Annotated in this window: 15 protein-coding genes, 1 pseudogene, 1 CRISPR repeat array and 1 riboswitch; of the genes and pseudogenes, 12 read left to right on the forward strand and 4 right to left on the reverse strand. The window is 49.4% G+C overall.

Features of this window, described 5'->3' with window-relative positions:
- Window positions 1-7: 7 nt before the first annotated feature.
- A riboswitch (Fluoride riboswitch) is annotated at window positions 8-82 on the reverse strand.
- 84 nt (window positions 83-166) lie between these two features.
- Both E3E33_RS03085 and E3E33_RS03090 read left to right on the forward strand, forming a co-directional pair.
- A complete protein-coding gene (locus tag E3E33_RS03085) occupies window positions 167-811 on the forward strand; it encodes a peptidase M54 (RefSeq protein ID WP_167711776.1) in 645 nt (214 codons plus the stop codon).
- Window positions 812-844: 33 nt separating this feature from the next.
- On the forward strand, window positions 845-1,897 hold the full coding sequence (locus E3E33_RS03090) for a radical SAM protein (protein ID WP_167711777.1): 1,053 nt from the start codon (window positions 845-847) through the stop codon (window positions 1,895-1,897).
- Here E3E33_RS03090 and E3E33_RS03095 read toward each other — a convergent pair.
- The gene (locus E3E33_RS03095; protein ID WP_012571748.1) at window positions 1,894-2,094 is read right to left on the reverse strand and encodes a TIGR04140 family protein; all 201 of its coding nucleotides are present in this window, start codon (window positions 2,092-2,094) and stop codon (window positions 1,894-1,896) included. The two genes, E3E33_RS03090 and E3E33_RS03095, sit on opposite strands and share 4 nt — an antisense overlap.
- 109 nt (window positions 2,095-2,203) lie before the next feature.
- On the opposite strand from E3E33_RS03095, the gene E3E33_RS03100 reads away from it, so the two are divergent.
- Window positions 2,204-2,671 (forward strand): hypothetical protein, encoded by a 468-nt coding sequence (locus tag E3E33_RS03100; protein ID WP_012571747.1) that lies wholly within the window; start codon window positions 2,204-2,206, stop codon window positions 2,669-2,671.
- 161 nt (window positions 2,672-2,832) lie between these two features.
- Here the strand turns inward: E3E33_RS03100 and E3E33_RS03105 are convergent, their stop codons facing one another.
- Window positions 2,833-3,294 carry a peroxiredoxin gene (locus tag E3E33_RS03105; RefSeq protein ID WP_167711778.1) on the reverse strand — a complete coding sequence of 154 codons (462 nt, stop codon included), beginning with the start codon at window positions 3,292-3,294 and terminating at the stop codon, window positions 2,833-2,835.
- A gap of 96 nt (window positions 3,295-3,390) precedes the next feature.
- Here E3E33_RS03105 and pyk point away from each other — a divergent pair, with 96 nt between their 5' ends.
- The 4 genes from pyk to trmY all read left to right on the forward strand — a co-directional run bounded on the left by pyk (window position 3,391) and on the right by trmY (window position 11,280).
- The gene (pyk, locus tag E3E33_RS03110; protein WP_167711790.1) at window positions 3,391-4,812 is read left to right on the forward strand and encodes a pyruvate kinase; all 1,422 of its coding nucleotides are present in this window, start codon (window positions 3,391-3,393) and stop codon (window positions 4,810-4,812) included.
- Window positions 4,813-4,886: 74 nt separating this feature from the next.
- Window positions 4,887-5,081, forward strand: coding sequence for a hypothetical protein (locus E3E33_RS03115; protein ID WP_012571744.1), 195 nt, complete (start codon window positions 4,887-4,889; stop codon window positions 5,079-5,081).
- Entirely contained in the window at window positions 5,078-7,342 is a 2,265-nt protein-coding gene (locus E3E33_RS03120) for an amino acid permease (protein WP_240912007.1), read from the forward strand. Before E3E33_RS03115 ends, E3E33_RS03120 begins: the two co-directional genes overlap by 4 nt.
- An 80-nt stretch (window positions 7,343-7,422) precedes the next feature.
- Window positions 7,423-10,152: direct repeats of the CRISPR family, unit length 29 nt; unit sequence TTTCAATTCTCTTAGAGTCTTATTGAAAC.
- 516 nt (window positions 10,153-10,668) lie between these two features.
- A complete protein-coding gene (gene trmY / locus E3E33_RS03125) occupies window positions 10,669-11,280 on the forward strand; it encodes a tRNA (pseudouridine(54)-N(1))-methyltransferase TrmY (RefSeq protein WP_167711816.1) in 612 nt (203 codons plus the stop codon).
- Here trmY and E3E33_RS03130 read toward each other — a convergent pair.
- The gene (locus tag E3E33_RS03130) at window positions 11,264-11,710 is read right to left on the reverse strand and encodes a single- stranded DNA-binding family protein (protein WP_167711840.1); all 447 of its coding nucleotides are present in this window, start codon (window positions 11,708-11,710) and stop codon (window positions 11,264-11,266) included. The genes trmY and E3E33_RS03130 overlap by 17 nt on opposite strands.
- A 55-nt stretch (window positions 11,711-11,765) precedes the next feature.
- Here E3E33_RS03130 and E3E33_RS03135 point away from each other — a divergent pair, with 55 nt between their 5' ends.
- The 5 genes and pseudogenes from E3E33_RS03135 to E3E33_RS03155 all read left to right on the forward strand — a co-directional run bounded on the left by E3E33_RS03135 (window position 11,766) and on the right by E3E33_RS03155 (window position 14,119).
- Window positions 11,766-12,440, forward strand: coding sequence for an adenylate kinase (locus tag E3E33_RS03135; RefSeq protein WP_012571740.1), 675 nt, complete (start codon window positions 11,766-11,768; stop codon window positions 12,438-12,440).
- A 41-nt stretch (window positions 12,441-12,481) separates the two neighbouring features.
- Window positions 12,482-12,766, forward strand: coding sequence for a ubiquitin-like small modifier protein 1 (locus E3E33_RS03140; protein ID WP_012571739.1), 285 nt, complete (start codon window positions 12,482-12,484; stop codon window positions 12,764-12,766).
- Window positions 12,766-13,046: pseudogene (locus E3E33_RS03145) on the forward strand (MTH1187 family thiamine-binding protein). The gene E3E33_RS03140 and the pseudogene E3E33_RS03145 overlap by 1 nt, the downstream one beginning before the upstream one ends.
- Window positions 13,047-13,718, forward strand: coding sequence for a class I SAM-dependent methyltransferase (locus E3E33_RS03150; RefSeq protein ID WP_167711817.1), 672 nt, complete (start codon window positions 13,047-13,049; stop codon window positions 13,716-13,718).
- On the forward strand, window positions 13,715-14,119 hold the full coding sequence (locus tag E3E33_RS03155; protein WP_240912008.1) for a ParB/RepB/Spo0J family partition protein: 405 nt from the start codon (window positions 13,715-13,717) through the stop codon (window positions 14,117-14,119). Before E3E33_RS03150 ends, E3E33_RS03155 begins: the two co-directional genes overlap by 4 nt.
- Here E3E33_RS03155 and E3E33_RS03160 read toward each other — a convergent pair.
- Complete coding sequence (locus E3E33_RS03160; protein ID WP_167711819.1) at window positions 14,116-16,980, reverse strand: STT3 domain-containing protein; 2,865 nt, start codon at window positions 16,978-16,980, stop codon at window positions 14,116-14,118. The two genes, E3E33_RS03155 and E3E33_RS03160, sit on opposite strands and share 4 nt — an antisense overlap.
- Window positions 16,981-16,987 lie beyond the last annotated feature (7 nt).

The raw sequence follows: 16,987 nt of genomic DNA on the forward strand, positions 1-16,987 counted from the left end.
TATCTGGCAGAGAACAGGCGTCATCAGCCCAAAACGGGCGGTTCGGCTCGAAGCCCGGGCGGACGCCATCGCCCGAAAAGCCATCAGAAAGGCGGTTAAAAACGTTTGTGGTTCAATCACCTAAAATTTAATAAGTTTGAAACGGTCTCTCATTTGTGGTGAAATCATGGAGTTTATCGCTTTCACCTACGTCGGGAACTTCGTGGACAAAGAAATAATAACCGACGTTCTATTCAACGTTTTCGACGATGCAAACCGCTTCTTCCACCAGAATGAGATTCCCGTGAGGTTCCTCTACATAGGAAAACTTGAGCTGGAGCCGGGTTACCTGATAAACCTCAACACACCGGAGGGCAGGATAAGGGTCTATCCGCTTGAGGCCCTCGTTGAGGTTCTCTACTCCAGACTGCTCCAGGAAATCAACGAGAAAGAGGACATCAAAATGAACAAGATATTCGCCCTCACCACCTTTCCGCTCGTTTCTAGGAATCCTTACTTTGACTTCTACGAGAAGTTTCTGGGCATTCACGAGGTCATCACCGGCCTTAGGATTATGATACTGTCGATGAAGCCCTTCGAGGTTCCTATAACCCCCGATGATTCTCCCCATGAGCGCAGGAGGAAGCTTGAGACGTTCAAAAGCAGGCTCCTCAAGGGTATCCTCCACGAGGTTGGGCACAGCTTCGGCCTTGAGCACTGCAACAACCAGTGTGTCATGCATCCCCCCACCAACATAGAGGACTGGGACGGCCGGATTCCAGGCTACTGCGACGAGTGCCTCCTCAAGCTGAGGGCCGCCTTGGAAAGGTAATCGACAAGTGTTTTAACTATGAGGACCTATTAGATGGTGATGTGGTTCAGGAGGATAGAGATTAGGGAGATTGAAGGGGCCGTAAGGGCAATGCCCCACTACTTCGCGATTCTTAGGGGAGATGAAGTGCCGAACTTCTTTCTATCAAAACGGGTTGGAGTAAAGTTTGACGAAGATGCGCCATTGGAAGAGCTTTGGGAGATTCACGAAGAGGCTATGGACAGATTGAAGGAGAACGACCTCAGCGAAAGCCCAGAGAAGAGTCTCCTCGACCTCAAAGCGGTTATAGCTGATAAGATCCTCGAGAGCTGCGAGCTCTGCGAGTTCAAGTGCCGAGCGAACAGAAAAAGGGAACTCGGCTACTGCAGGGTGAAGGAGAGCCTCGTTGCGAGCGAGTTCCTCCACTACGGCGAGGAGCCGGAGCTGGTTCCTTCCTACACGGTCTTCTTCAGCGGCTGCAACTTCCGGTGCGTCTTCTGCCAGAACTGGGACATCAGTCAGTTTCGGGCCGGAGTTGAAAATCCACCAAATGAGATGGCGGAAAAGATAACCGTGGCCTTCGCACAGGGAGCAAAGAACGTGAACTTCGTCGGCGGCGAGCCTACTCCAAACCTTCCCTTCATCATCAAGACCCTCAGGCACGTCAAAGTCCCGATTCCAGTAGTCTGGAACTCCAACATGTACATGAGCGAAGAGGCAATGAAGCTTCTCGATGGGGTTGTCGATGTTTACCTCGCCGACTTCAAGTGGGGAAACGACGAGTGTGCCCTGAAGTACTCAAAGGCCCCTCGGTATTGGGAGGTTATCACCAGAAACTTCCTCCTCGCCAAGAGGCATTACAAAGCCGAGTTCCTGATACGACATCTCGTTATTCCTGGTCACCTTGACTGCTGCACGAGACCGATACTAAAGTGGATAGCCGAGAACCTCGGGGAGGATGTTAGAATAAACGTGATGTTCCAGTACCGGCCAGAATACGAAGCAGGGAAACATCCAGAGATCAGCAGAACCCTCAAGGATGAGGAGATGATTGAAGCCGCACGGCTCGTGAGAGAATTTGGGTTCAAGAACGCACTGGTGGGCTAACCGCCAGCTCTTGCCAGTCTGAGGACATCCATGAACTTCTCTATCTCTTCGTCTGCCCCTTCCAGAAGCACTCTGTACCTCGGCATGCCGTGGAATGGTTCTGCCTCTGAAATGGTCAGCTCAATCTTTGCCCCAGATTTTCTCAGGATAATCTCTATTTCGTCTGGGGGGATTGCGGTTATTAACTCCCTCCTCATGGCATCAGTCCTCTACGGTTTGAGGTTTTATAGCTTTTCGACACCGAAAACTTTATAAAGAAATCCAACATATGTAATATTGAAATTACACATGGAGAGGTGATATGACATGAAGAAGTGGTTGGGAATTGGTTTGATGGTGTTGGGTCTCTTCGGCCTGGTGTTTGGAGCGGTAGCTGCCTACCAGGGTGTGCCAGGACCAAACCCAGAAGTTGAGAGGGGCACCACTCCTATGGCCTATGCCAAGGGCTGTGGCCACGCAAATGGTGGCATGATGGCTGCTGGTGGGGGTGTTCCCTACATGGGGCTTGGAGTTAAGTCCACGAATCTGACCGAGGTCAGCATCGACCCTGCCGAAGTCCAGGACTATCTGGGCCAGGTCTCAGTTGAGGAGTTCACTAACCCGCGCGGAGTAACCGTCCAGAAGCTCGTCTACGACGGCGACTATGTTGGCAAGGTCGTTGGTGACTACGACCTCAGCGAGCTGGACGTTTACGCCGCCTATGAGACCCTCAATGGCGTTAAGGTCTTCCTCGCCTATGAGGGCAACATAGTCGGCTTTGTGCTCATGAAGTGAGCATCCTTATCCCTTCATTTTTTAAGCTTTGAGAGGTGAGAACGTGAGAATCGTTGGGATTATTGATCGTTTTCTTTCGAGGTTCGAGCCGGGGAAGAGAGAAGAACCCTCGCCACAGCCCGAGATAGTGCTAGGAAAAGAAAAGGACGAATAAAATAGCCTCAGCTTTCTTTCACGAGTTTCTTTGCTTCTTCTAAGACTTTTGCTGCGTGTCCCTTTGCTCTAACATTAATTTTCTTCCAGACTATCTCCCCTTGAGGATCTAGAATGAAGGTGCTTCTTATGACACCCTCGTACTCTTTACCGTAGCGTTTTTTCTTACCCCATGCGCCTAGAGCTTTGATAAGCTCGGCGCTGGGATCGCTCAGGAGCTTTATCTTTAATCCATGCTTCTCTTTGAACTTCCGATGAGAGTTAACTGAATCCTTGCTTACCCCAATCACTTGGAAGCCAAGCTTCTCGAACTCGGGAAGGAGTTCTGTAAACTCTTTTGCCTCAGTGGTGCATCCAGGGGTGTTGTCTTTGGGATAGACGTAAAGAACCGTCCACCTTCCGAGAACGATGTCCTTGAGCTGGACTTCTTTTCCATCTTCGCTAAAAACCCTAACTTCAAGGGGGCTCATGCAATCACCGAGATAATTAGGTTCTCCTAATTTATTAATGTTTCGTGGGATAAGATTATTTAAGGTTAAGTTAAAGTTCCCCCTTAGGTGAACGACATGAAGCTGCCACCACACAAGACGAAGATTATAGCAACCGTCGGACCGGCGTCGCTCAATAGGAAAACCCTCAAGGCTATGATAAAAGCAGGAATGAGCGTTGCGCGCATAAACTTTGCTCACGGAGACTCCGAGCAGCACGCCAAGACGGTTGAGCTGATAAGAGAAGTCTCAGAGAGGCTTAACAGACCCGTTGCTATCCTCGGAGATCTTCCTGGAGTGAAAATACGAGTTGGTGAGATTCAAAATGATTCCGTGACGCTGAGGCGCTGGCAAACGATAACCCTTACCACCCGTGACGTTGTGGGCAATGAGGCAGAGATACCTGTGCAGTTCAAGGACTTTCCTAGAATGGTATCCAAGGGGGATGTCATCTACCTAAGCGACGGCTTCATAGCACTTCGTGTCGAGGAGGTCCGCGATACTGACGTGGTCTGTAAAGTCCTTGTTGGGGGCACACTCTTCTCACACAAGGGTATAAACGTCCCGAACGCAAGGATAGCAATAGATGCCGTGACGGAGAGGGATCTGAAGTTCCTTGGGTTTGCCATTGAGCACGGTATCGATGCAGTCGGTATAAGTTTTGTTGGCTCGGCCTACGACGTCCTCAAGGTTAGGCGCTTCGTAGAGGAAAGGAACGGAAAGATGTTTATAATTGCTAAGATCGAGAGGCCCGATGCGGTGAAGAACTTTGACCAAATATTGAGCGCTGCCGATGGGATAATGATAGCTAGGGGCGATTTGGGAGTAGAAATGCCAATTGAGAAGCTTCCGGTGCTCCAGAAAAAGCTCATAAAAAAGGCCAACATGGCGGGCAAGCCTGCAATAACCGCCACCCAAATGCTTGAGTCGATGACCCAAGAGAAGCTCCCCACACGGGCAGAGGTTACAGACGTAGCCAACGCCATTCTCGATGGAACGGACGCAGTTATGCTCTCGGAGGAGACTGCTGTGGGCAGGTATCCCATCGATACGGTGAGGATGATGGCCAAGATAGCAAAAACCACCGAAGCCTACCGCGATTCCCTCTGGTCAGCGCGCGTTGTGGAATGGAAGGGCCGGATGCCAAAGAAAGGGACGATAAAGGACACCATAACGAGGAGCATCATAGAGGCCCTCAACTCGATAGACATCAAATACATCCTAACCCCCACAAGAACTGGTGAAACCGCCCGCTTAATATCCCGTTTCAAGCCGAAGCAGTGGATTTTAGCTTTCGCCACTGACGAGAAGGTTGCCAATAGCCTCATGTTCTCATACGGAGTCTATCCATTCCTCGTCGAGGAGACCAGCGAGCGCGAGATACTGGGTCTTATCAAAGGTCTGGGCCTAGTGAACGAAAACGACACGGTTCTGCTGACGAAGGGAACGCCGATAGGCAAAACTGTGGGGACAAACACGATACGGATATTTACCGTTTGAGAACTTTTTCTTCCCATCGACATATTTTAAAAGACTCCTGCGGTTAACACTACATTCGCACAGGGGTGGAATCTATGGATCTCGATCAGATAATTGGAATAACTCTCATTTTCGGCTCTTACGGAGCTATGCTGGCTCTTCTCATGAAATCAAATTCAACAATCTCCGAGATGAAACGCCAGAGAATTGAGAAAAAACGCAGGTATGCCAAGAAAAAGATTGGTCACGTTCTCGAGGTTCAAAGGGTTACAAGGCATAGGAGGAGATGAGTATGGAACATGATGGAGAGAGAATAGAACTATCCCGCGGTCTGTCACTGATGCACCTCATGATGATGGGAATGGGAATGATGATCGGTGCCGGTGTTTTTGTTGCCACCGGTATCGCCATCGGTTTCGCCGGTCCCGGCGGCATACTCATTGCCTTTGCTCTCAACGGTCTCATCGCTTTCTTTTCCGCCATGTCTTTCGCAGAACTCGCCTCAGCACTGCCAACGGCGGGTGGTGCTTACACTTATATAGACGAGGCTTTCAAGGGCTTGGTCGGCTTTATTTCGGGCTGGATAAACTGGTTCGCTCTGACAGTTGCGGGCAGCCTCTACGCCATAACCTTCGCGACATACACGGTTTTTCTCCTCGAGGGAACTGACTGGTTCATCAGTCTAGGCTTGGAGCACGAGCTGATAATTAAGCTCCTTGCCCTTGGGATAGCCATCGTTTTTATAATCATCAACTACCTCGGCGTCTCCGAGACTGGCAGCATCGAGAACCTCATTACTCTTGGTCAAATGGGAACGCTGGCTTTCATCGGTCTGTTCTCAATTTATTACATAATAGTGCATCCAGAAAAGCTTGCCCACTTCAACGACTTCGTCCCCAACGGATGGGATAAAATTCTTATGGCGATGGGGTTTACTTACGTGGGCTTTGAGGGCTATGAAGTAATAGCCCACGCCGGTGAAGAGGCAGTCAATCCTAAGGAGACCGTTCCAAAGGCTATACTCTATTCTGTTGCCGCCGTTACCGCAACGTACCTCCTATTTGCCTTCGCTGCGATAGTCGGCGCCGAGCCCGGGAACATGCCATTGAGCCAGTGGTTCGCTGAACTCGGACCTGTGGGAATGGGCGAGGCAATAAAGGACCTCATGCCCTATGGCGGCCTTCTCATCACGCTCGCTGCTATATTCTCCTCAACTTCTGCCCTCAACGCTACTATATACTCCTCCACAAGGGTCCTCTTTGCCATCAGCAGGGATGGCAGACTGCCCCCAATATTCTCCAGAATCCACCGGGTTAGAAGGGTGCCTCACTACGCGCTCTTTGCATCCTCACTCATAGTCCTGACCGTTGCCCTCATCTTCCCGATTGAAGATGTAGCAGCGAGTGCTGACATAGTCTTTCTCCTAATTTTCCTCCTAGTCAACGCCGCAGTAATAAAGATTAGAAACGAACGTGGAGATGAGCTAGACTACGGCTTTCTAATGCCTTATTTCCCCTACATCCCGCTGTTGGCGATATTCTTCCAGGCTATACTTTCAGTGTGGGTCTTTAATGTCAGCCCCACCGCCTGGGCCATAACGCTGACATGGGTGGGTATAGGGCTCGTCGTTTACGTCACCTATAAGGGCGCCAAAGTTGAGCCAACTAAGTTCGAGAGGGAGACAGTCTTTGAGGAAGCTGGTGAGGAAGGAAGGTACAGGATAATGGTGGCTGTGTCGAATCCGAAGAACGCAAAGGTTCTGACCAAATACGCCGAGAGAATAGCGGAGGAAGTCAACGGGGAGCTGCTCATTGTCAGCGTCGTGACGGTTCCGGAGCAGACACCGCTCGAGGAGGCAAGACAGTTCGCGGACGAGGCTATAGCAGTCGTGAGGAAGGCAAAGTCTTACACTAATGGGAGAGTGAAGGTAGAGGGCCTGATATACTACGCTCACAGCGTTTACAGAGGGATAATGAGTGCAGTGAGGGACAAGAAGGCTGACCTTCTCATCCTCGGCTGGGAAGGGCGCTCGAGGTGGAGTAAGTACGTCATGGGAAGCAACCTCGACAAGATAGTTGAGAACGCTCCGTGTAACGTGTTGGTCATCAAGCCGGGCGACACCGAGGAACGCGGAGAAATTAAGAGCATTCTCTTTCCGACGAGGGGAGGAAAGCATAGCGCCATCAGTGCGGAGCTCGTCTCGATCCTCGCCGATGCGTACGGTGCAAGAGTTACTGTGCTCAGCGTCAACACCACCGGCAAGCTGGAAGAGAAGGTAAGGGCACAGTTGAAGCCGGTAATGGAGAGGATCGAAAACGCGGAGCTGAAGATAGTGAACAAAAGCGACGCGGTAAATGCGATACTTGATGAGTGCAGGAAGCACGACCTCGTGGTCATGGGGGCAACGAGGGAGGGCCTTTTCAAGAGGCTACTCTTTGGGGAAGTGCCTGAAAGGGTAGCGAGCAAATGCCCGAAGACAGTTATGCTTGTGAAGGGCAACAGAGGCATAAGGGCGAGAATAAACCGCTTGCTCGGAAGGAGGATGGAGTAAAAGCACTTTTCACTTTTTGGTTTCTTATTTCTTGTTGAAACTACCTCGCGAAAACCTCGAGCAGTCCGTCATCATCGTTATTTCAATTCTCTTAGAGTCTTATTGAAACATTAAAAAGAGTGTCCCGTCCTACTACCTTTAATTGTCTTTCAATTCTCTTAGAGTCTTATTGAAACTGTATTTTGAATACTTGTTTAGCACAGAGGGGGTGACATTTCAATTCTCTTAGAGTCTTATTGAAACGGTTCGGATACTTTATGACAGGGTCGAGGTCGTAAAGACTTTCAATTCTCTTAGAGTCTTATTGAAACCCCAACCTTGTTTATCGGCTCTTCTTTTTCCCATATCCTTTCAATTCTCTTAGAGTCTTATTGAAACACAGGTTGCAGCTGTTACGCTGCACATCAAAAACCCCTCTTTCAATTCTCTTAGAGTCTTATTGAAACCTGGAGGTCTGGAGGGAGTCTCATGAGTTCCTCTTAACTTTCAATTCTCTTAGAGTCTTATTGAAACAGGCTGGCTGCTAGGAAAATCATCACGTGGTTGAAGCACTTTCAATTCTCTTAGAGTCTTATTGAAACGTACACCCAGTGGTCGCCACGTGTATGGGTGTTTGTCTTTCAATTCTCTTAGAGTCTTATTGAAACAGGAGCTGGACGGCACGAACTACGGGGCTACGGCTGAGCTTTCAATTCTCTTAGAGTCTTATTGAAACTTCAACAGCACGACGGGGTATCCGAGATTGACGACCTTTCAATTCTCTTAGAGTCTTATTGAAACTTTGGAAGGATTATATTGCGCTCGATGACACTATAGTGCTTTCAATTCTCTTAGAGTCTTATTGAAACCACCTTCGCCGCATGGCTATACCGCCACCTGCCACGCTTTCAATTCTCTTAGAGTCTTATTGAAACTGGATAACCAATAAGCTAGTATCACTGCTTGTGAATTCTTTCAATTCTCTTAGAGTCTTATTGAAACTCGGACCCAAATCACGGGATCACCCCCAGCAGAGCCAACTTTCAATTCTCTTAGAGTCTTATTGAAACCGCAAGCTGATGGAGTTGTACGACTACCTCGTCGAGGTCTTTCAATTCTCTTAGAGTCTTATTGAAACAAAATGAATTCAAGCTCTCCTGGCGTGATTTCATCCACTTTCAATTCTCTTAGAGTCTTATTGAAACCTACATCTCGCAGAGGATTATTTACTCGGCTGGTTTTCTTTCAATTCTCCTAGAGTCTTATTGAAACGACGTTAAGACCTTCATGAAGACCCTCGAGGTAATCCTTTCAATTCTCTTAGAGTCTTATTGAAACGCCGAAGAGCCCTGATTATAGCGATTCGCTTGTTTTAGAATTTCAATTCTCTTAGAGTCTTATTGAAACGAGGCACTATAGATACGCCTGGCGCCACTATAAGCGCATTTCAATTCTCTTAGAGTCTTATTGAAACCTGGTCTATGAAGCGAGCCGTACCCCGAACGGTGCCGATTTCAATTCTCTTAGAGTCTTATTGAAACTCTCATAATGGTTGTGGATAAGAGGAGGAAGTTATGGATTTCAATTCTCTTAGAGTCTTATTGAAACCCACTATGTACGATATAGCCACCCATCACCCAATAGGGATTTCAATTCTCTTAGAGTCTTATTGAAACGACATGGATCTCTTGTGGGGGTCTGAATATAGAGTTGTATTTCAATTCTCTTAGAGTCTTATTGAAACTTTATTTGGATTGAAGTTGCCTCCAGGCGGGTTGGCAGATTTCAATTCTCTTAGAGTCTTATTGAAACGTCGTCAAGGAGAACATCAGGGAGTGGCGAGTTTTTATTTCAATTCTCTTAGAGTCTTATTGAAACATGAGAAAAGCCCTCGCTGGTGCAATAATCAAGAGCATTTCAATTCTCTTAGAGTCTTATTGAAACTTGAAACACGGTTTCGCCACGGAGGAGGATATAAAGGAGATCTTATTTCAATTCTCTTAGAGTCTTATTGAAACGGTAGAAGTCGTCTGACAAGGACGCCACGACTTCTCATTTCAATTCTCTTAGAGTCTTATTGAAACCGGGAGATGCTCAGGGAAAACGCAATGCACCTCCTACATTTCAATTCTCTTAGAGTCTTATTGAAACACTGAGATGCGGATAGCGCTTTGGGAGTATTCGTACCACATTTCAATTCTCTTAGAGTCTTATTGAAACCTCGCTTTACTAAGGACTTTAAGCGGAAGGTGGATCCCATTTCAATTCTCTTAGAGTCTTATTGAAACTTTGATGTTGTGTTCTACACTCTTGAGCACGCAGCAATTTCAATTCTCTTAGAGTCTTATTGAAACCTCCAGAGGCCTGAGTTCCGGAGACCCAGTAGTGCCTATTTCAATTCTCTTAGAGTCTTATTGAAACTTGAGCATCTGCGCCACTGCGGTGACGGTGACACCTTCCTTATTTCAATTCTCTTAGAGTCTTATTGAAACCAGCACATCGATAACAAAATTTAGAATTTCCCACCTGTAATTTCAATTCTCTTAGAGTCTTATTGAAACGACGAGAACGGGAAGGAGAAAGTCTTGATTGAGATAAAATTTCAATTCTCTTAGAGTCTTATTGAAACCTTATTCATAATATATAATATGAATAAGATTAACCCGATTTCAATTCTCTTAGAGTCTTATTGAAACTCGCTAAATACCATATATTTTCTATCTTCACGGGAGCTTATTTCAATTCTCTTAGAGTCTTATTGAAACACTTCGAAAACAAGGCGAAGCCCCTTGTGATATACTATTTCAATTCTCTTAGAGTCTTATTGAAACAGGGCAGTTTTTTCCTTATTTCGTCTTATAGGGGTATAAAATGCCTTAAATCTTATAAGTTTTTCTGCGGAGGGGTAGTTTCAGCGCTATGAGGATTCTTTCATTGAGATCTTTCAAGAACCTCCTCTAAGAATTTCAGGCCTGCACAGCTTAAAAAATCCTGTGAACAAGAATGTTTACGAGACTTCCAAAGCCCAAAGAAAAGAGAAAAATTAATCTCCAGACTTCAAAACCATGCAACAGTCAAAAAGAGCAGTTTCCCTTAGAAAATAGGCTGGAGACCGTCGCATCATGCTCTTCTCAACACTCTGAAAAAATTTCGTTACATTCCAAGATGAAAATCGTAACAAAAAGTCCGATAATTACCAGGCGTTACTAAAGACTTCCAAACACTTCACCGTCCCGCTTTCCCAAAGCTCTGGACGTTGAAGTGAGAGGGCCAAAGATGCCGCAGTATGAATCTGCTCCGAAAACCCTTCGGGCAACGATTATAAGCTCCCGTCCAAATCCTCAACCATGAGAACCTTCATCATCAAGGCGAACAAGGCACATACAAAAGCGGATTTCAAGCTCAAGGATCTTCCCGGGACAAGCGGCAGGATAGACCTCCTTTGCCGCGTGCTTAACTCTGCCTTTCTCCTCTCGCATGGCTTCAGAAAGAACGTCCGCGTGTGGCTGAGCCTCTACGGCCCGCCGAACCCGCCGAAGGCGATAAGGTTTGAGGGGCAGGGGATGAAGCCTAAAACACTCAATCCAGACGAGCTGAGTACGGCGAAGCTGATAATCAAAGCTCTGAAGGTCGGGGAAAATCTCCGCGAGCCGAGCAAAGAGATCCAGGTTCTCCCTGGGATTTATGTGAGCAATCTAACCTTTGAAGACATCATAAGGAGAACCCTGAAAGGTGCGACCCTCTACTACCTCCATGAGGAGGGCAGGCCCATCGAGAGGGTGAACTTCTCCCAGAACGTCGCCTTCGTCCTCGGCGACCATGAAGGATTAACTCCGGAGGATGAGGCCTTCCTTAGTGGGATAGCCGAAAAAGTGAGCATCGGGAGGAAAAGCTACCTTGCCTCCCATGTCGTGGCCTACGTCAACATCTTTCTAGATTCCATCACTTCTCCGCCTTGAGCCTGAGAGATGTGTGCTCCTGCTTGAGCTCCTCCAGCTTCTCCAGTATTTTCTCGCTCATCTCTCTGAGCTGAAGGGTGAGCTCCTCGAGCTCCTTTATCTGCTCTTCGAGGGCTCTCTCGCGCTCCTCGATTTCCTCCATAGCTTCGGCCAGCTTTGCTTCGTCTTCCCTCTTGTAGACCTCTATTTTGAGTCCCCCATAGTGCCACTTTATCTTTCCACCCTCAATGCTGAATGGGACGCTTATCCTCACGACGTCTCCCTTGTTCACCCCCATCTCCTGGAGCTTTTCAAAGACGTACTGGTTGAGCTCCGCTGCAGCCCTAACGACTTCTTCTGGCTCCACCCTCCCGCGTGTTATTGCAAATAGCACGCGCCTTACCTTGTATGCGTAGCCGGATGCCCGAACAAAGCCTGTGCTCAGTTTCATGACCACCACCGTAATTGTTTTATCACTCAGGAGATAAATAACTAGCGGTGAGAAAATGAACATCCTGATCTTCGGACCACCTGGGAGCGGCAAATCAACCCACTCAAGGACGATAACGGAGCGCTATGGGCTGACGTATATCTCCTCGGGGGACATGATACGGGCGGAGATTGAAAAGGGAAGCGAGCTCGGGAAGGAGCTGAAGAAATATCTCGCGAAAGGAGAGCTCATTCCGGACATCGTCGTCAATACCCTTGTGATTTCTCGCTTAAGGCGCGACAGGAACAACTTCATCATCGATGGCTACCCCAGAACGGCAGAGCAGGTTCTCGCGCTTGAGAACTACCTATACGACCACGGCATAAGGATAGACGTGGCGATGGAGATTTTCATCTCTAAGGAGGAAAGTGTTGAGCGCATCTCTGGGAGAAGGATATGTCCCAAGTGCGGTGCCGTTTACCATCTTCGGTACAGACCCCCAAAGGTTCCCGGTAAATGTGACCTATGTGGCTCCCAGCTCATCCAGAGAGAGGACGACAGGTCAGAAATAGTGGCGAAGCGCTATGACCTCTACGTCAAGAACATGGAGCCGATAATCAAGTTCTACAAGAAGCAGGGCATCTACGTTAGGGTTGATGGTCACGGCAGTATAAACGAAGTCTGGGAAAGGATAAGACCACTCCTCGACTACATACACAACCGCGAAAAGAAACGGAAAGAAAACGAGTAAAGTTTTTAGTCCTCTTCTTCCAAACTTTTTTAGGTGGTCTTATGAAGGTCAAGTTCTATGCGACATTTCGTGAACTCATCGGAAGGAAGGAGATAGAGGTTCACGACATAAAGACTGTTGGGGAGCTTATTGATTATCTAGCCAAACACTATAGTCCAGAAATAAAGAGGGAGCTCCTCGAAAGCCCCCGCGTCAAGGAGGCAGGAAAGGCCATAGACGGAATGATCCTCGTGAACGGCCACAACGTCCTGCACCTTAAAGGCCTCGACACCGAGCTGAAGGACGATGACGAGGTGCACATCTTCCCGCCCGCGGGGGGCGGCTGATGGCAGTAGCGGAGCTTTGTCTTTTTCCCCTTGGAACAGAAAGCCCGAGTGTGGGCAAGTACCTCGAACCTGTCATCGAAGTCATAAAGGCGAGTGGCCTGAAGTACCAGGTCTGCCCGATGGGAACTATGGTTGAAGGCTCCGTAGAGGAAATCCTTAAGCTCGTCAAGGCTGCCATGAGGCTATCCTAAAAGCGTGGGCAAAGCGCATCGTCATAAGCCTCAAGATAGACGACCGCGTTGATAAACCTCTCACCATAGAGAGCAAGATGGGTGTCTGAATGGCCGAGTACTTCAACAGAATTGCCGGGCGCTACGACGACTGGTACAGGACGAAAACCGGTCAGTACGTAGACAGAACCGAGAAGTGGTTAGTCTTCTCCATGCTCCAAACGAAATCAGGTAAGGCCCTCGATTTAGGCTGCGGCACCGGAAACTACACTCTCGAGCTCAAAAGGCGCGGCTTCGATGTTATCGGCCTCGACGTGAGCGAGGGGATGCTTGAGATAGCCATGGCGAAGGGCCTCAACTGCATCAAAGGCGACGCCTATAGTCTGCCCTTTCCGGACGAGAGCTTTGACCTCGTGCTGAGCGTGACCATGTTTGAGTTTATCCACGAGCCGGAAAAGGTAATCGCCGAGATCCACCGCGTCCTCAAGCCCGGCGGTGAAGTTCTCATCGGCACTATGAACGGGAGGAGCTCGTGGTTCTTCTTCAAGCGCCTAAAGAGCCTCTTCGTCGAGACGGCCTACCGCTATGCCAGGTTCTACACCCCCAGGGAGCTTGAACTTCTCCTGAAGAACGGAGGCTTTACTGAGGTCGAGAGTGCGGGGGTTATCTTTTTTCCCTCCTTCTGGCCCTTCTTAGACGTGGCCGAAAGGATTGACAAAAAATGCCACAGGAAGTGCAGAAACCTCGCCGCCTTCATAGCCGTCAGGGGAGTAAAGTCTTGAGGAGGACAAAGCTCATAACGAGGGAGGAAGCCTTCAGGCGCGCCGAGCGCATAAAGGACGAGTACAAAGCCATCTATGGCATCGAGTTTGAGCTTGAAAGGGCCTTTATTCCGCTGGAGCAGGTTGTTCCCACTCAGAGGGAGCTCAGCGAGGCCAAGCTGCTGGTCGTCCTTCAGGAGATAAAGCACGGCTACGACGCGCCTATAGTGGTCATACCATACGGCGGGAAATACTACGTGCTCAATGACCACCACAGGGCGTTTGCCCTTAAGAAGCTCGGCTTTACCGAGGTCGAGGCCATTCTTCTGAGACCAAAAAACGGCTTTGTTCCTGGCGTTGTAAGAACGGTGGAAAAAGGAGGGCTGAAAAAGCTGGAGGATGTAAAAATAGTGAGGGATTAACCCTCCCAAATCACGTACTCCTTCTTTGTAATGAACACTGGCTCTATCCTCTTCTTGACGATGACAACCTTGTCCTCGCCGTACTTCTTGTAGAGCTCCTGGATGTAGCTCTCGAAGACGTTTTCGGGCATACTGGCCTGGGCAACTATCGTGTTGTTACCCTCCTTGACACTTATACCCTCCTTGACGGGGACGTAGGTTATGATGTCCATGTGTGGCTCTAGACGGAAGTTCGGCTTGTTTATGTCCTTGCCGTTGGGGGCTATGTAGTAGACTATGCTCGCCCTGAGGTAGAGGTCAACGGTGTATTCCTGCCTGAATGCTGCTATGAGCTCAAGTTGGCCGCTCTGGCCCTCATCAAGGATGTAGCTTGGGTTAACGATCTTTCCATCGACCTTCGGCTCGCCGTTGAGCACTCCCACCGGGCCGTCCTGGATGAGGACGAAGCGGTACTTGGTCGCGTTCGGTATCATCAGGCTGATCTCAACGGGGGTCTCGTTGAGGTGGTTGATGTTGAGGTTCTCTGCCAGAACCTCCCTCTTGATGAGCTCGGTTCCGTTGTAGGCCTCGAAGACGAGGGTCGCGTCCTTAACGTCCCTGCCGAATGCTGAAATCCAGAGTCTGAGCTTCTGCTCGCCGAGTGGAAGCTTACCGCCGGCGGTCGTGCTGTAGAATGCCTTCCATGTGCCGTTCTCGTACTTGTCAATCCTGTAAACTGCGAAGGGCCTGAACTCGTAGGTCGAAACTCCGCCGTTGGTGTATACCGGCTTGAAGTTGGCGAAGAGCATCTGGGCATCCCACGGCTCGAATGAGTAGGGTACGTGGAACGCCAAGCGCACGAAGTTGCTGAAGGCTATGCTCTGGTAGGCTAACATGCCGTAGCCCTGGAAGACGTAGAGAACGTAGGGTATGTCTCCCCTGCCCTGTATGACCTGTCCCTTGGTGAGGTCAATGGTCATCACCGGCTGATAGGCGTACTGGCCTGTGTTGATATAGACGACGGTTTTGCCGCTCTCGTTGACGTACTGAATGTACTGCGGGTATATCAGCTGGAACATCGGGTTGTTCTTGTACTCGCCATAGGTTATTGCTCCACCAAGGTAGCTTATGGCGTTGAACTTGTAGATGTCCTGCTGCCAGACTATCATGTAGTTGAGCTCCCAGGCCTCGAAGTCCTGCTCGCTCTCGTTGCCGTAGTGGGCGAAGAAGTCCGCAACTATGTAGCGCCTGTCGTAGGCGTGACCACCGTCGGTGGCGGAGCGCCTGTTGCTGAGGAGGCTTGACTCGATCCAGTAGCCGTAGTCCCACCAGCTGGTGGCACTGTCAAGCGGGTGGCTGTTCTCCCTGAGCCAGGTGAGTGTGTTCACCCAGTCGGCCGGGACTGAGCCCTGGGCCTTTGATGTGTTGATGGCCACGTTGTTCATATACTGGGCACCTATGATTGGGAGCGGCAGGAACAGGAGGATGAGGAGCATCGCGTAGAGGGCCTTAGTGCTGATGCTATCTTTCATGTTTTCAACAAACAGGAACACCTCTCCAATTGCAACGCCAGCCAAGAGGAGTATAGCGCCCGAGGCCTGGAACACGAATCTAACCGCCATGAGGAGCAGGTAAACCGAGCCAATGTAGTAGGTCACGAGGAAGACTTCCTTATAACCGGTGAGGTCGCTTTTGAGGAGCTTTCTGATGAACCTGACAAGCACTATGATGAAACCAGCAAGTGAGAGCAGGAAGATAATTCCGTCTTTGGTCTTGACACTGTAGTAGCCGGCTATTGTCTTCCAGTTAGTCTTTGCAAGTTCAGCAACAGTCTGGTAGAGCGGGTTGGACTGGTACGCGGCGCCCATGTACTTCAACAGGTCAGGACCGAGGTAGAGGTAGGCGCCGAGAAAGCCAACCAGGCCGATCGCGAGAACGGTTCCAAAGCGGTGCTTTCTGTCGGAGTAGCTAAGCCCGACCCGCTCACCATACAGCATTATTGCAACGAGCACGGAAAGCCCGATGAATGCCTGAAGGGAGAATATGAGGAAGCCCCTTATTCTGACGAAGCCCGTCGGGTACAGTGCTATTCCGATGAGTAGTGACAGCGCGTAGATCGGGTAAAATTCTTTAACAAAGCGCTTGAGCTCTTCAATCTTTCCGAATACGAAGAGGATTATCGTGTGCGCTGCCGCGAAGAGGAGGAGTATTCCGACACCGAACTGGCTTCCGAGCCAGACGCCCATGTAGAGGACGCTGGTCATCAGGAAGAACACTCCTGAGAGTATCTTCTTCCAGTTCCACTCTTTTTCGTCGAGGTACATTATGAGCAGCAGCACGGCGTAGAGGAAGAACATCATGAACGGACCTTCACCACGGTTGTTGCCCGAGTAGGTCTTGCTGAAGTTGGCGTAGGAGAACATCATGAACGCCGCCGCCCAGACGCCCGCCCAGTTGGAGTGGAGCTTTCTTCCGAGGAGATAGACCGCTATGATGGTCATTGCTCCAACGAACGGTGGCCAGAGCTTGAAGGCATCCATGACGTCGTAGCCGAGCGGACTAACCAGCTTGTAGAAGAAGGCCTGCACCGCGTAGAGGCCGAGAGATTCGCTTATCTTGAGCCCAGTGGGAGGATTGGCCAGTGGGAAGTACTTGGGGAGCCACTCCTGGATGGCCAGCTTGTAGAGCTCGTAGTGGTAGAAGGTGTCCGGATCGAGGAAGGTCTTGTAGTTGGACGTAACGGCCCTTATCTTGAAACCGATGTACGCCAGTAGGAGGACTATCAGCGGAAGCCCGTAGGCCTTGAACTTCTGATAGTACTCGGGAAGGGAGGATTTCTCCTCCTTTTTCTTTCGTTTTTCCTTAACGTCGGTTTTCACCATTCAAACC

Origin of the sequence: Thermococcus sp. GR5 (genome assembly GCF_012027535.1) — an archaeon.
In the GTDB taxonomy this organism is placed as follows: Archaea; Methanobacteriota_B; Thermococci; order Thermococcales; family Thermococcaceae; genus Thermococcus; species Thermococcus onnurineus.

Excerpts from the sequence above, each read along its gene's own strand:
- E3E33_RS03115 (WP_012571744.1), top strand. The coding sequence starts at position 4,887 with ATGGATCTCGATCAGATAATTGGAATAACTCTCATTTTCGGCTCTTAC.
- E3E33_RS03150 (WP_167711817.1), top strand. The coding sequence starts at position 13,047 with ATGGCCGAGTACTTCAACAGAATTGCCGGGCGCTACGACGACTGGTAC.
- E3E33_RS03135 (WP_012571740.1), top strand. The coding sequence starts at position 11,766 with ATGAACATCCTGATCTTCGGACCACCTGGGAGCGGCAAATCAACCCAC.
- E3E33_RS03140 (WP_012571739.1), top strand. The coding sequence starts at position 12,482 with ATGAAGGTCAAGTTCTATGCGACATTTCGTGAACTCATCGGAAGGAAG.
- E3E33_RS03130 (WP_167711840.1), bottom strand. The coding sequence starts at position 11,710 with ATGAAACTGAGCACAGGCTTTGTTCGGGCATCCGGCTACGCATACAAG.
- E3E33_RS03090 (WP_167711777.1), top strand. The coding sequence starts at position 845 with ATGGTGATGTGGTTCAGGAGGATAGAGATTAGGGAGATTGAAGGGGCC.
- E3E33_RS03100 (WP_012571747.1), top strand. The coding sequence starts at position 2,204 with ATGAAGAAGTGGTTGGGAATTGGTTTGATGGTGTTGGGTCTCTTCGGC.
- E3E33_RS03085 (WP_167711776.1), top strand. The coding sequence starts at position 167 with ATGGAGTTTATCGCTTTCACCTACGTCGGGAACTTCGTGGACAAAGAA.
- E3E33_RS03120 (WP_240912007.1), top strand. The coding sequence starts at position 5,078 with ATGAGTATGGAACATGATGGAGAGAGAATAGAACTATCCCGCGGTCTG.
- E3E33_RS03095 (WP_012571748.1), bottom strand. The coding sequence starts at position 2,094 with ATGAGGAGGGAGTTAATAACCGCAATCCCCCCAGACGAAATAGAGATT.
- trmY (WP_167711816.1), top strand. The coding sequence starts at position 10,669 with ATGAGAACCTTCATCATCAAGGCGAACAAGGCACATACAAAAGCGGAT.
- pyk (WP_167711790.1), top strand. The coding sequence starts at position 3,391 with ATGAAGCTGCCACCACACAAGACGAAGATTATAGCAACCGTCGGACCG.
- E3E33_RS03105 (WP_167711778.1), bottom strand. The coding sequence starts at position 3,294 with ATGAGCCCCCTTGAAGTTAGGGTTTTTAGCGAAGATGGAAAAGAAGTC.
- E3E33_RS03160 (WP_167711819.1), bottom strand. The coding sequence starts at position 16,980 with ATGGTGAAAACCGACGTTAAGGAAAAACGAAAGAAAAAGGAGGAGAAA.